The following is a 13,760-nucleotide window of genomic DNA, read 5'->3' as shown; positions in this document are numbered from 1 at the left end:
CCATATTCGCGCGGGCCCGCCGGGAGCCATGGGGGCATCGGCCGCATCAGGTGGAGCGCATCAGCTCGGCCGCGTGCTCGTACATGGCGGCCCGGTCGGGCAGGCCCATCTTCTGCAGCAGGCTCGCGACGTGCTTCTCCACGGTGCGGGGCGAGATGAACAGCCGTTTGCCGATGTCGACGTTGCCACGCCGCTCGGCGAGCAGGGCGAGCACCTGATACTCCCGTACGCTGACGCCCTGGGCGCGCAGCCCGCTCGGCACCTGTTCCCGTCCGGTACGGCGCTGCGCCACAGCCGCTCCGGCCCCGCGCAGCATCGCCCGGCAAGCCCCGGTGACCGCGGGGATGCCCGCCTGGTGGAAGTACTCCTCGGCGGTGCGCAGCCAGACCAGCGGCTCACCCCAGCCGTCCGCCAGGGCGGCCTCGGCGACCAGCCGGAGCCCCAGGTGGTGGGCGAGAGGGAAGGGCCGGACGGCTTCGGCGGCCCTGCCGAACGCGGCGAGCGCGCCCTCGGGGTCGCCCCGGCGGCCCAGCAGCACGGCCCTGGCCAGGTGGAGGAAGGTGCGGTTCCAGGCCAGTTCGGCGGCCGAGGTGGTCTCCGCGGCGTCGCACTCGGTGGCGCCCGCCCGGCCGGCGAGCACGTCCATGAGCACGCCAAGGCCGTACCTGCCGGTGAGGTAGTAGATGGTGGGGTTGTCGTCCTCCCACTCCCGCGCCCTGGTCAGCATCTCGCCGCAGAGGTCGCGGTCCTCCTCCAGCAGCGCGCACATCGCCTGGCACAGGCCGTAGACCACCGGCATGTGCAGGCTGCTCTCGCCGCCCCACGCGCGAAACCGCTCCAGCGCGCTCTCCATGCCTGCGCGCTTGGCCTGGTGGGCCGCGAGCGTGGCCTGGGCGAGCAGGAGGTACTGGGTGTAGGCGGTGTGGCCGAGCCGGATGGTGGACTCGACGCACGAGACGGCGAGCTCGTGGGCGTCACCGTACTCGCCGCGCAGCACTGCCGTCATCACCAGGGACGCCCGGGCGGCGTGGACCTGGCTGATCGCGCCCGCCTGGGCCGCCACCCTGTCGACCTCCTCCAACGGATCCCGCTCACCGGTGCGCAGGGCATGGTTGCCGGCCAGGCGCAGCATCGCCCGCAGTTTCCACAGCTTCAGGCCGTGGGCGTCGGCGATGGACACCACCCGCGTCAGGCACCGCTCGGGCTCGTCGAACCCGCGGGTCCGGGAGAACATCGCCATCCGCTCCCACGCCTGGCAGGCCACCTCGGGGAGGAGAACGCGTTCGGCGACCTCCACGGCCCGCCGCACGAGGGCCTCGGCCGTGGCCATCCGCTGAGGGCTCTGCTGGAGGACCCCGTGGTCGGGAACGATGAGCTGGGCCTCGATCACGTCGATGGCCGCCGTACGGGCCTCGTCCGGGTTGATCCGGAGGAGCCTGCGCAGCGCCGCGACGTGTGCCAGGCCGTCGACGGTCCCGCCGATCTCGGCGGCGACCCAGGCCAGCTTGGTGCGCAGGTCCATCTCGTGCGAGATGGTCATCGCCGGGTCGCCGCTGATCGGGAGGTCCTTGGTGAGGGCGAAGGCACGGTCGGCCTGCCCGCTCTCGGTCAGCGCGTGCAACAACCCCTGGAGGACGCGCGCCCGCAGGTCGGCGGAGGCGGACCCGAGCATGGCGTAGGAGCGTTCGAGCAGTGTGACGGCCAGGTCGGCGGCACCGTCGTCCAGCAGGCGGCGGCCGGCGTCGGCGAGCAGACCGGCCGCGCCGAGGGTGTCCCCGGCGGTCAGGCGCAGGGTGGCCGCGATCTGGCACCACTCGCCGGGCAGCCCGGGGTGCAGGCGCTCCAGCGCGTCGGCGGCGCGGCGCGCGATCGACGCCCGCTCGGCGGGGATCAGCGAGGAGCGCAGGGCCTCGGCCATCAGCGCGTGACGGAAGGCGTACCAGTCGCCGGCGGAGTCGTCCGGCGTGATGAGCCGCGCCCCCGTCCCCGCGCGCAGGAATTCCATCACCTCGCGATCGGCCAGGCCTGTGGCCTCCTGGATCGTCGGGATCGGGAAGCGGGAGCCGAAGACCGCCGCCATGCGCAGCAGCTCCTGGGCGGAGGAGCTCAGCTGGGCGGCGCGCAGCGTGATGCTGCGCACCAGCGTGGTCGGTACGTCGATCGCGGGGTCGCCGTTCAGCCGCCACCGCCGCCCGTCGTGCTCCAGGGCGCCGACGTCCGCCATGGCGGCGAGCAGTTCCTCGACGACGAACGGGATGCCCGCCGTGTCACGTTCCAGCCGGGTGAGAAGCTGCTCGGGCACGTCGTCGGGCGGGACCTCCAGGCAGGCGGCGGTCAGCCGGGCGAGCTGCTCAGGTGGCAGGGGCGCGAGCTCGACGAGGGCCGCGGTCCGCCGCTGGGCGCAGGCCTCGGCGACGGACCGTGCCGGCCCGGCGTGGCTGCGCATGTTGGCCAGCAGGAAGGCGGGCACCCCGGCGAGGTTGTCGGCCAGGTACTCGACGACGGCGAGCGTGTCGGCGTCCGCGTCGTGCAGGTCCTCCAGGACGAGCAGGCAGCCACCGTCCCGCCCGATGACGGCCAGCAACCGCAGGAGCGCCTCGGCAAGCACCATCACCGACTCCAGATGGTCGGCGACCCCCGCCCGGCGCCATTCCGGGACCAGCTTGGTGAGCGCCGGCAGATAGGGCACCAGGGCCGGATCGTCCGGCGGCTCCTTGGTCCTGGTGTAGGAGAGCAGCGCCTCGCACAGAGGTTTGAACGGGATGTCCGCGCTGAAGCCTCCCCCTCGTCCCCGTAACGCGGTCATCCCCGTGTCGAACGCTTGGTACACGCATTCCGCGGAAAGGCGGGACTTGCCTATTCCGGGATCGCCGAGCAGGAAAACCGCGCCACCCCGGCCATCTCGCGCGGCGGCCAGGCGCCGGTCGAGCTGCTCGATTTCCCTTTCGCGTCCGACCAGAATGGGGGAAGTAAATGACATGACGACAGATTAACTGTCGTCATGTCATGAAAAATGGTATTTAGGGGTTGCTCATGGAGATGGGGTTGACGGGGTCGTCCCCGCCCGCGGCCATTACCGCGTGCGCCGCGGTGTCCGGAGAGCCGAATGCGATCGTCGTCCCCGCCGTCAGGCCGGCCAGCACCAGCGCGCGGGTCACCGGGGACACCCCGGCCAGCCTGATCATGATCGATCCGGCCGGCGTGCCCAGCCGGTCCTGCCATGACGCGGCCGGTTCCCCGGCGGTCGAACGGTTCTCAGAGTCCACGGATCTCTCCTTCATCAGTCGGCCGCAACAGCAGCACCGACGGGGTCATCTCGGGAAGGGCCAGCCTGAGCAGACCGTGGCCGATACCGGCCAGGCCGTCCAGCAGGCCCGGGGTCGACGCGTGGCGGGGAGTACCGCACCGCGCTCCGTACGTGTCCAGCGAGGCCAGCAGCCTGCCGGAGTGGCGGTGCAGTGACCGCTGTGCCGCCGGGTCGCCTCGCCGGGCGAGGGCGCTCAGCGTCTCCAGACGCCCCGCCTCGCCGTGGCACAGGTCGTGTCCCTCCAGCGGGACGCCGGAGATCGGGGACACCGCCGGATCACCCGGGAGGGCGGCGTCGGACAGTGCCAGGCGCACTCCCGCCCGGCCTTGGCACCAGGTGTCCCCCTCCGCCGCGCGCGCGGCGGCGCGGGTGAGCAGACGAGCGCCGTCCGGGCTCTGCCCATGCCTGACGAGCGCCCACCCCACGCCCGCGGCGCCGAAGGCGAAACCCGGCGGCAGATCCGCCGAGGACGCCGCGGCCGCCAGGCGTTCCGCGCACGCCGCCGCCACACGGCCGGCCGCGGCCGCCGCCGCGCCGTGCCGGACGGCGAGCATCGCGGCCAGGCACCCGGCCAGGCCGTCGTGGACGTCCAGCGACGCCTCGTCGGTGACCGCCGCGCCGGCCGCCTCCACCGCGGGCTCCACCCAGCTCGCCACCTCGGCGTCGCCGAGCAGGACGCCGAGCTGCGACAGGCCGTACGCGATGCCGCCGAGGCCGCCGAATCCCCCGCAGCCCACGGCTCGTAGCAGGGCCTCGTGCGCGGCGATCCGCTCCAGCAGCCGCGGCAGAGGCCGCACCGCCATCCGGGCGAAGTCCATGTAGCGGGAGATCCCGGTGGCGCGACTCGCCTGCGCCAGGAACAGCGCGACGCCGAGGTACCCGCTGGACAACCCCGCACCCAACGGCATGATCGTCCACCGGCCGTCCTCCACCGGCTCCAGGCCCAGCCAGTTGACGGTACGGCCATCGCGGTACGCGGTCGCGCACAGACGATCCGCGATGCCCCGCGCGGCGGCCACGAGCGCCGCTGGATGGGGCACCGTGGCCGGTAACGGCGCCTCGGACGGCTCGCCGGGCGCGTGCCGCCCGCCCGCCACCCGGGCCGCCATCGACGCATGGATGATCCATTCCTGGTTCTCCCGATCGGCGGCGCCCAGCCGGGCCAGCTTGGCGGCCACGAGGTCCAGCCCGCTCTCCTGCGGACGCCACGGCAGCGCCCTGCCCCCACTGTCGCGGATCTCCCGCTCACCGGGGGACGTGCCGAAGTACGGGATGTCCCCCGCCCACAGGTCGGCCCGCTCGGACGGCACCGCGGCCGACCGCGCGGGATCGCCGGCCGACACGGCGTCCAGCAGGTCGAACACCTCGTCCCGGTCGGCGGTGGACCGCATCACGTCCGGATGCGTCGACTCGATCAGCAGCTCGCCGTAGAAGCGGGTGGGACGGAGCAGTACGCGGACCTCGGCCTGCCCGAACCGCGCCAGCGGCCCGCGCAGCAACTCGTCGCGTCCCGCCGCGACGGCGTCGTAAGCACGCCGGAAACCGGCCAGCAGGCTCGGCACGTGGTCGGCCGGGTCGGCGTCCACCCCGTTCAGCGTGGGGCGATTGGCCGCTCCGGCGAAACGGGCGACACCGCGCACCAGCCGCATCGTGTCCGTCCCGGCCTCCTCCCACTGGGCGGACAGGAACGGGTACACCCCGTCCTTGTCCCCGCCCAGGCCGGAGATGTCCAGCGCCCCCCGCTCGCCGACCATCATCTTCGGCAGCAGCGCGGTGCGCTGGACGGAGTCCCGCAGAGCGTGCAGCGCCGGGTCGGCGGACGCCTCCGCGGGCAGCGCCGCGTGGAACAGCGTCTCGACGTCGACCAGCACCGGCCGGCCCGCGCAGGCGATGAGGTTCTCGTAGTGCACGTCGATGGCGTTCAACGCGTACAACAGGGCGAGCAGCGCACCGGCGCGCGTGTAGAACCGCTCCACCTCGGCCGCGTCCGCGCACGGCTCGGCCGGCACGAACTCGGTCCAGCCGTAGCCCTCCCGCCGCACCGCGCGCGGGACGCGCAGACCGAGGCCGGGGAGCCGTTCGTTGAGCCAGTCGAGCACCTCGGCGAAGTGCAGGTACGCCTGGACCGGCCGCGGCCGGTAGACGACCTTCGCGCCGCCGGCCAGGGTCACCACGGTGACGGCGCGCCCGCCGAGATGGCTGTCGCCGACGGCGGAGAACTCCACCAGGCCCCCGGGATCGCCTCCCAGCAGTTCCCGCAGGTATTCGCGATCCACCGCGAAGCGCGTCAGGAGTTCCAACCCCGCCTCCACCGCCTGGTCGGCGGCCTGGCGCAGCAGGCGGGCGAGGACGGGGTACTCCTCCAGCAGCCCGGCGAGCCCCTTTTCGCCGCTCACCCGGTCCACGAAATCGGCGAACCGCTCGGCCGGCGTGGCTCCGGACAGCTCTCCCCTCACCCGCCGCGCGTTCAGCTCGAACACCAGGACCCGGGAGGCGATCCGCGTGAGCCGGGCCGTCAGGTCCGTCGCGAACCGTTCCCGGACCGAGGCGGGCCCAAGCCCGCCCTCCAGTCGTACCGCGCCGACGACCAGCCGCTCCACCGCCTGCCGAACGAGCGGACGCACCACGTCCGACAGGGTCGCGTCCCGCCCCGCCGGGACGCCGTACATGTCCGCGACGGCCTCCAGCGCCCCGGCTCCGGCGACGGGACGCTCCGCGTCGTGAGCGGTGGCCCGGTCAGAGGGACGCGCCGCCGCCCGGGCTCGGGGAGGCACGACGACGGACGGGCTCGCAGGGTTCACAGCCGTCAAGTATGACGATCACCGCGAACCGCAACATGGGGGCGATGCCCCCATATTTCCGCGAATCCTCCATCCGCGGCGCATACCCACCGGCCGCCGGTTCGCGACCGTCCCCGGGCCACCACCGCCCCTGCCACCGTGGAACGCGCGGAACGGCCTACGCCTGCGGAGGCGGGTAGCGGTGGACCTCCGCCCGGTGCCCGGTCGAACCTGCGAACTCGGCACCATCGGTCCGCGATGCCGGCGTCCGCCCATGACGGCAACCGGCCGCTCGGGGAGGCGTCGCCTTCAGTCCGTCTCTCGACCGCCACGGATTGCGGCATTTACATAGCCGACTATAAGATAGCCGACTATGGAAATAGTTGACGTACTGGCGATCTGCGGGAGCACCCGTGAGGGATCGCACAACCGATCGCTCCTCCGCGCCGCGCAGCAGCTGGCGGACGCCCCGTTGCGGGTGGAGGTGTGGGACGACCACGCCCGGGTTCCCCGCCTGGACGCCACCCGCGGCCGTCCCTTCCCCCAGGCCGTCAGCGCTCTGCGCGAGCGCGTGGCGGCGGCCGACGTGCTGCTGCTGGTGACGCCGGAGCTGAGCCGAGGCATCCCGGGGCAGCTGAAGGACCTCGTCGACTGGCTGTCGATCCTCGCGCCCCCGCGCCCGCTGGCGGGCAAGCCGGTGGTGCTGATGAGCGCGTCACCCAACCGGTTCGGCGGGGTCTTCGCCCAGTTGCAGCTCGGCGACATGCTGCGGCGGGTCGGCGCCGAGGTGCTCTCCGACTTCGATGTGGCGGTCGGCTTCGCCCACCGTCACATCGACCCCGACGGAGTCCTGACGGAGGAGGAGGCGCGACACGACATCACCCGGCTGTGGCAGCGCGTCCTCGCCCGCCTCGCGGATGACCGGCCGGCGGTGCCGGCGTGACCGCCGGGCGGCAGGTCGCGGCCGAACAGGGGCCGATCGGCTACGCCCTCGCCGAGGTCACCAAGGCGCACCGCGCCGAGATGCAGCGCCGGATGGCCGAGCTCGGCCTGCACCTGGGCCAGGAGCTTCTCATCGTCGACCTCCACCACAATCCCGAGACCACCCAGGCGGACCTCGTCCAGCGCATCGGCATCGAGCAGCCCACCATCGCCAAAGCGATCACCCGCATGGAGCGGGCCGGGTTCGTCGAGCGCGCTCCCGACCCCGGCGATCGCCGGGTGACCCGATTGCGGCTGACCGGACGCGGCGAGGCCGTGGTCGACGCCGTCGTGACCGCGTGGGCGCAGGTGGAAAGCCGGGCGAGCGCCGGGCTCGGCGAGGCCGACGCCGCGCGTCTCATCCGGCTGCTGCACACCGTCCGCAACAACCTCACCTGACCACCACCCGCAGGAGAACGCATGGAACTCGGACTCGCAGGAAAAGTCGTCCTGGTGACCGGCGCGAGCACGGCCATCGGCAGGGCCACCGCGCTGGCCTTCGCCGAGGAGAAGGCACACATCGCCGTCGGCTACCACACCAACCTCCAGGCCGCGGAGGAGACCGTCGTCATGGCCGAACGGCGCGGAGCCCAGGCGATCGCCTGGCGGCTCGACCTCGGCCGCCCCGACTCGCTACAGGCGGCGGTCACGCACGCACGCGACCGGCTCGGACCGGTCGACGTCCTGGTCAACAACGCCGTCCGCTGGCCGGACTGGCCAGAGCCGGGCGAGCTGTTCGAGACCGCGCCGCCCGAGCGGTTCACCGCGTCGGTGAGCGCGAACCTGGTCGGCCCCTACCTGCTGGCCCGCGCCGTGCTGGCCGACATGCGGGCGAGCGGATGGGGCCGCATCGTCAACGTCTCCACAGGGCTGGTCGAGGACGGCCTCCCCGGCAGCGTCTCCTACGTGGCCGCCAAGGCGGGTCTGCACGGCCTCACCCGGGTGATGTCCAGGGAACTCGCCTCCGCCGGCATCCTCACGAACGTCGTCATGCCGGGCTTCACCCCCGCGGACAAACCCATGCCGCAGCACCTGCTCGACAAGGCGAGCGAGGCCGCCGCGACCAAGCGTGTCAGCCACCCCGACGACGCCGCACGCATGATCGTCTACCTGTGCTCGGCCGCCAACACCAACACCACCGGCGAGGCCATCAGAACCGACGGCCACTTCCTCACCCCCGGCTGACCCTCCGGCCCCCTGCGCCGTAGAGGAGGCGGCCGTCCGCGACGGCCGGGTGGCCGGGGTCGTCGAGGCGGAGGCCGCAGGACGCCGGGGAGACCGGCGCCGCCGCGATCGAGCCGGCGATCATGAAACCGGCCCGTCCCGCCGAGCGGGACGGGCCGGTCGAAGGTATGGATCGCGCCTACCGGGCGGCCCTGTCGGGACGCTCGCTGACACGGATGAAGTTGACGATGGGATCGCCGGTCCGCGCGGTGAAGCCCACGTTGATCTGGCCGTCGGTGACCTTCACCGTGTACTGGCGGCTGACCGCGGTGTTCTCCCCGGCCTCCCGGGCGAGGTCGAGCGCCGAGATCGCGAGCTCGCCCTCGATGCCGACGTCGAAGACCCGCTTGCCCGGACGCTTGTTCCGGGTCTCGGCGAAGCCCAGTTCGACGGTGTAGACCCCCGCGGGCACCTTGTCGAACCGGTACTCCCGCATGCCCTCGCGGGCGCTCCGGTAGAGCGCCTGCTCGGTGGTGCCCTTGACGGTCTTGCTCGAGGTGCTCGTCTTGTCGCCGTTGCCCACGTAGCCGTAGCCGCCCGGCGTGTACTTCCGGTCGGCCGCCCAGACGTCGCCGACGGCGTCGACGACCTCCTTGGAGCCGCCGGCCTCGATGGCGGCCTGGAACTTCGGCACCACGACGGACACGCTGATCGGGAACGCCGGGTTGCGGCCGCTCGCCGAGCGCACGACCAGCACGCCGGCGCGGACGCTGCCGGGCTGGACCCCTTCGCTGGACGCGGTGACCTGCAGCGTCACGGACCCGCGGGCCGCGATCTGCCCACTGGCCGGGGTCACACCCAGCCAGGTCTGGCCGGAGGCGATCTCGACGGTGTACGCCGCGTCGGCCCCCAGGTTGGACAGCTCGACCGTGCCCTTCCTGGTGGAGGAGGCCGGCATCACGAGGGTGACCTCGTCGGTCGACGCCGTCACCCGGCCGGTGGCCAGGGCCGTGTCGAGCAGGTTGCGCTCACCGGCCTTGACGGTGACCTGCTTGGTGAGAGTGCCGTAGTTCTCCCCGGAGACCTCGACCTGGTGGTCACCGGCGGGGGCCTGCCCGAAGAAGGTGCCGTCGGTTCCGGTAGTGAAGGTGGCCACGTCGCCCACCTTCACCGTCGCGTCCGCCAGCGGCTTGCCGTCGTTGGCGTCGGTGACGGTGCCGGTCACCAGCCCGTGCCGCCGGGCGGCGAAGGACAGGCTCTGGCCGTCGGCGATGGCGGGGAGAGGATCGGTCTTGAAGGAGTACTGCAGGGCGTCGGTGCCCTCCGCGTTCTCGACGCCGATCGTCGCGGTCGTGCCCGCCTCGATGGGGGCGTCGATTCCGCGGTAGCGGAACCCGATGGAGCCGTCCTCACCGAGCAACGCCTCGAACGAGAAGTGGTCGTCGCTGTCGTAGAACTGCACGTTGCGCCACTCCACGACGAAGGTGCGGTGCGGCGCGGTGCCGACGGTGGCGGTGTAGAGCCCGCTGTCGTCCCACATCGCCAGGTCTTCCCAGTACGGGTAGATGGAGGCGTTGGAATCGCCGGTGGTGGGCAGGGAGGTGTTGCTCGGGAAGGCGTAGGTGTTGGCACCGAAGGTCAGGAACCCGTTGGTGGCGACCGCGCCGCGGGTGTAGGTCTTGCCGTAGAACGGGAAGGCGAACGGCAGCGTGATCATCTGGCTCTCGTCGTCGCCGCCGAGCCGCTCCTTGGTGGTGCCCTCGATGTACGGCTCGGTGCCGCTCCTGCAGGTGTAGCCGAAGGAGTCGGTGTGGCTCGCCAGCTCGATGTCCTTGACCAGGTCGCCGGTCACCGTGACGGGCACGGTGGCGTCCTGCGCGCACCGCGAGCCCGCGGCGACCTTCAGGTCGAAGCCCCGGCGGGGCAGTGTGAGCTCGTAGTGGCCCTGAGCGTCGGTGACCGCGCCGGCCGGCGTGCCCGCCGCGGTGACCGTGGCGCCGGCCTGGGGCAGACCGACGCTGGTGACCGTCCCGGACACCGTGCTCAGGGCCTGCGCCACCAGCGACGCGTCCCGGGTGACCGTCTGGTCGGTCGTGACGGTGACGGTCGCGGTGACATCGTCGTAGGTGAACTTCCTGAAGGTGATCTCGTAGTCGCCGCTCAGGAGACGGGGCAGCGTGTAGGACCCGTCCTGCGCGGTGGTGACCGTACGGCTCACCGGTCCGGAGACGCTGATGGTCGCGCCGGCCAGGGGGGACCCGCCCGAGGTGACCGTGCCGGTCAGCGTGCCCAGTTCCCCGAGCGGGGTCGACTTGACCGCGGCGTAGGCGTCGAGCATGCCCTCGCCCCAGACATAGTTGTCGGCGGCGGTGCCGCCGCAGCTCGTGTCGTCGACGTCGGCCGCAGTCCCGTCGAGCAGGGCGCGGGTGTTCTCGACGTCGTTCTTCAGGCTGGGCGACATCGACCACATCAGCGCCACCGTGGCGGCGACGTGCGGGCTGGCCATCGACGTGCCGGAGTTGGGGCGGTAGCCGCCGTCGTTCCAGGACGAGCGGATGTTCACGCCCGGTGCGGTGATGTTCGGCTTGATCTCGCCGTTCTCGCCGGGACCGCGCGAGGAGAACTCCCCGATGCGCCCGTCGGAGTCGAACGCTCCGGCGCTGTAGGCGGCGATGTTCCCGCCGGGGTTGCCGGTGCTCTCGCAGGTGACGGGCGCCCTCAGGGCCTCGTTCCCGTTGGAGAAGGTGGGGAAGATGCCGGCGGCGACCCAGGCGCGGACCATCTCGTCGTACCAGAGGTCGAGGCCGGCGCCGCCCCAGGAGTTGTTGACGACGTCGGGCGCGAGGTCGGGCCGCGGGTTCTGGTGGTTCAGATCGGTGGGCGCGAGCATCCACTGGCCGGCGGCGAGCAGCGAGTCGCTCGGGCAGCTCCTCGGCTTCACCGTGCAGGCCTTCGCGGTGATCCACTTGGCGCCGGGGGCGACACCGATGTTGTTGGCGCCGCCGTCGCCACCGACCATGGTGCCCATCGTGTGGGTGCCGTGGCCGAGGTCGTCACAGGGCACGCCGGCCGAGCATACGCCTGTCGTGTCGACCCAGTTGTAGCTGTGGTCGACACCGCCGTCGGCCCTCGTGCCGCGATAGGCGGAGACCAGCGCCGGGTGGTCCCACTGCGCGCCGCTGTCGATGCTCCCGATGACGATGCCCTCGCCGTGGTCGCCGAGTTCGTCCCACACCTTGGTGGCGTTGATACGGTCGACGTTCCACTCGACGGAGGCCGCGGTGGCCTTGACCTCCTTGGCCGGCTCCGGGTCGGGCAGCTGGACGACCCGGGACGGCTCGATCGCCGTCACCTCGGGGAGCTTGGCGATCTCGTCCGCCAGTTTCGCGTCGCCGGTCACCTTGACGGTGTTGACGATCCAGAACGGGGTGAAGTCGGCGCGTGCGGCCTTGAGGAGCTTGCGCAGGTTCGTCTGCGAGGCGGCGGCGGTCTTCGTCTTCGCCCGGTAGACCTCCTTGCCCTTCTCGGCCTTGGTCTTCGCCGTACGCGCCGCTCGCAGGTCGGCGTCGTCCTTCAGGCGCACCCAGAAGGTGGCCTTGTCGTCCTTGGACAGGTCGGCCTGGACCACCCGGTCGATCTTGTCGAACTCAGGCGCGGCCTGTGTGGCGCCGTACGCCACGCTCTGCTGGATCAGTGAGGCGAGGGTGATGGTCCCGATCAGGACCACTCGCCAGGGGCGGGCTGTGAACACACGATCTCCTTCACGGGCAGGGGGTGCCCGCGGGGGGGGAAGCAAAATGGGCGATAAGGGATCTCCCTAACCTCCGGGGAGGGTAATGAATAAATGTTGCATTTGCCCGTAATAAGGGACGGAAAAATTTACAAGGGCTTAATTCGCACCCGCGTGAGGCGAGGGAATCCGCACGGTCCCGGCTCGGCGAAACAGGCGATGACCTGGGGCTTCAACCGTCCTGCCCAGGGGGCGGGACCCGGAGGCGGGGAGCCTTCTGCGGGGTGGCGTGTTTCTGCCACCTGACGGAACACGACACGGCGGAGCACGAGAGACATCTCGACGACGCGCTGAGGAGCGTGGGCGAGACCAACGCCGAGATCGCCGCGGAGCTGTTCCTGTCGCCCGGCACGGTCGAGAACCACATCGCCGGCATCCAGCGCAAGCTGGGGGTGCGCAACCGCGTCGGTATCGCCTCGTGGGCCTGGAGCACCGGCAGAACCCGCGCCTGGCCGCACCGGGGCTGAACGGCGCCGGGCGCCACCCGTCCGGCGGCGCCGTACCGGCCGGCCGGTCGCCGCCCCCGCACACGGCCGGGACCGCAGGATCTCCCGGGACGCGGCAGGGGGTGGCGTCAGGCCGCCCGTCCCCGTGGCGGCACGACCTCCGCGGCGGGCGGCGGGCCCGGCGGGGTGCCGTCCCCGAACGGCCTGCCGCCGAGACCGTCGCGGCCGTGCGGGACGAGCCATCCGGACAGGTCCGGGCCTCCGGGCACGATGTGATGGGGATTGCTCTCGTCCAGAACGAGGTGGTAGTGACGCTTGATGTGGTCGAAGTCGACCGTGTCGCCGAAGCCGGGGGTCTGGAACAGGTCACGCGCGTACGCCCACAGCGCCGGCATCTCCGTCAGCTTGGAGCGGTTGCACCGGAAGTGCCCGTGGTAGACCACGTCGAAGCGCACCAGCGAGGTGAACAGCCGGATGTCGGCCTCGGTGATCGTGTCGCCGACCAGGTAGCGGCGGGTCCGCAGCCGCTCCTCCAGCGCGTCCAGGTGGGCGAACAGCGCGTCGTAGGCCCGCGAGTACGCCTCCTGGGTGGTGGCCATGCCCGCCTCGTACACCCCGATGTTGACGTCCTGGAAGATCCGCTCGTTCAGCTCGTCGATCTCCGCACGCAGCGGCTCGGGGTACAGGTCCGGGGCGCCGGGGCGGGCGAGGGCCGTCCACTGGGTCGCCAGGTCCAGGGTCATCGCGTCGAAGTCGTTGGTGACCAGGCGCCCGGTGGCCGTGTCGACCATCGCGGGAACGCTGAACCCGCCGTCGTATTCCGGGTCGGCGGCCAGGTACGCCTCGCTGAGGTGGCGGTAGCCGAGGACGGGGTCCCTGCCGTCCGGGCCGAGGGCGAAGCTCCAGCCGCGGTCGTCCTGGATGGGGTCGACGACGGCCAGCGAGATCGCGTCCTCCAGGCCGAGCAGCCTGCGGCTCACCACGGCCCTGCTCGCGAACGGGCACGCGCGGCTCGCGACCAGCCGGTAACGATGCGGTTCCGCCGGCCAGGCCGAGTCCGGATCCGCGGTGATCCGGGCGTCGAAGCAACTGGGAGACATCACGGATTCGGACTCTGCTCCGGGCTTCGCGGTCAATTCGCCTCCAGGGATCGTGGACGGTCTCTCCGTTGCGACCTTCCCCGTACGCACCGGGGCATGACGACTTCGAGGAGTCCGCGGAGACCGGATTCGTGGCCGCCGGGAGGGTGCCGCGACCGCGCCCCGGTTCGGGGCACCGCGGCGGTCGCGACG

At 72.1% G+C, this 13,760-nt stretch carries 9 protein-coding genes; 4 read left to right on the top strand and 5 right to left on the bottom strand.

Translation table 11 applies throughout. The features are described from left to right. Nucleotides 1-46 precede the first annotated feature (46 nt). From ACTOQ2_RS02760 to ACTOQ2_RS02750, 3 genes are read right to left on the bottom strand one after another with little or no spacing between them, the layout of a single operon-like run. Nucleotides 47-2,980 (bottom strand): helix-turn-helix transcriptional regulator, encoded by a 2,934-nt coding sequence (locus tag ACTOQ2_RS02760; protein ID WP_440098029.1) that lies wholly within the window; start codon nt 2,978-2,980, stop codon nt 47-49. A 40-nt stretch (nt 2,981-3,020) separates the two neighbouring features. Continuing rightward, nucleotides 3,021-3,266 (bottom strand): hypothetical protein, encoded by a 246-nt coding sequence (locus tag ACTOQ2_RS02755; protein WP_440098028.1) that lies wholly within the window; start codon nt 3,264-3,266, stop codon nt 3,021-3,023. After that, on the bottom strand, nt 3,256-6,108 hold the full coding sequence (locus tag ACTOQ2_RS02750) for a type 2 lanthipeptide synthetase LanM family protein (RefSeq protein WP_440098027.1): 2,853 nt from the start codon (nt 6,106-6,108) through the stop codon (nt 3,256-3,258). Before ACTOQ2_RS02750 ends, ACTOQ2_RS02755 begins: the two co-directional genes overlap by 11 nt. A 352-nt stretch (nt 6,109-6,460) precedes the next feature. Between ACTOQ2_RS02750 and ACTOQ2_RS02745 the strand changes: the two genes are divergently transcribed. From ACTOQ2_RS02745 to ACTOQ2_RS02735, 3 genes are read left to right on the top strand one after another with little or no spacing between them, the layout of a single operon-like run. Continuing rightward, nucleotides 6,461-7,030 (top strand): NADPH-dependent FMN reductase, encoded by a 570-nt coding sequence (locus ACTOQ2_RS02745; RefSeq protein ID WP_440098025.1) that lies wholly within the window; start codon nt 6,461-6,463, stop codon nt 7,028-7,030. Beyond that, nucleotides 7,027-7,467 (top strand): MarR family winged helix-turn-helix transcriptional regulator, encoded by a 441-nt coding sequence (locus ACTOQ2_RS02740; protein WP_440098024.1) that lies wholly within the window; start codon nt 7,027-7,029, stop codon nt 7,465-7,467. The genes ACTOQ2_RS02745 and ACTOQ2_RS02740 overlap by 4 nt, the downstream gene beginning before the upstream one ends. A 21-nt stretch (nt 7,468-7,488) precedes the next feature. Next, nucleotides 7,489-8,253, top strand: a complete 765-nt coding sequence (locus ACTOQ2_RS02735) for an SDR family NAD(P)-dependent oxidoreductase (protein WP_440098022.1) — start codon at nt 7,489-7,491, stop codon at nt 8,251-8,253. 178 nt (nt 8,254-8,431) lie between these two features. Here ACTOQ2_RS02735 and ACTOQ2_RS02730 read toward each other — a convergent pair whose 3' ends face one another. Continuing rightward, nucleotides 8,432-11,983: a S8 family serine peptidase gene (locus ACTOQ2_RS02730; protein ID WP_440098021.1), complete on the bottom strand. Its 3,552-nt coding sequence runs from the start codon at nt 11,981-11,983 to the stop codon at nt 8,432-8,434. Between the two features lie 263 nt (nt 11,984-12,246). Between ACTOQ2_RS02730 and ACTOQ2_RS02725 the strand changes: the two genes are divergently transcribed. Further along, complete coding sequence (locus ACTOQ2_RS02725; RefSeq protein ID WP_440098019.1) at nt 12,247-12,489, top strand: response regulator transcription factor; 243 nt, start codon at nt 12,247-12,249, stop codon at nt 12,487-12,489. A gap of 107 nt (nt 12,490-12,596) precedes the next feature. Here the strand turns inward: ACTOQ2_RS02725 and ACTOQ2_RS02720 are convergent, their stop codons facing one another. Beyond that, nucleotides 12,597-13,568, bottom strand: coding sequence for a glutathione S-transferase family protein (locus ACTOQ2_RS02720; protein WP_440098084.1), 972 nt, complete (start codon nt 13,566-13,568; stop codon nt 12,597-12,599). Between the last annotated feature and the right edge of the window lie 192 nt (nt 13,569-13,760).

The organism is Streptosporangium sp. H16 (assembly GCF_051918855.1).
Lineage (GTDB): Bacteria > Actinomycetota > Actinomycetes > Streptosporangiales > Streptosporangiaceae > Streptosporangium.
The sequence above is the reverse complement of the archived record's forward strand: the minus strand, read 5'-3'. Positions and strand labels throughout refer to the sequence as shown.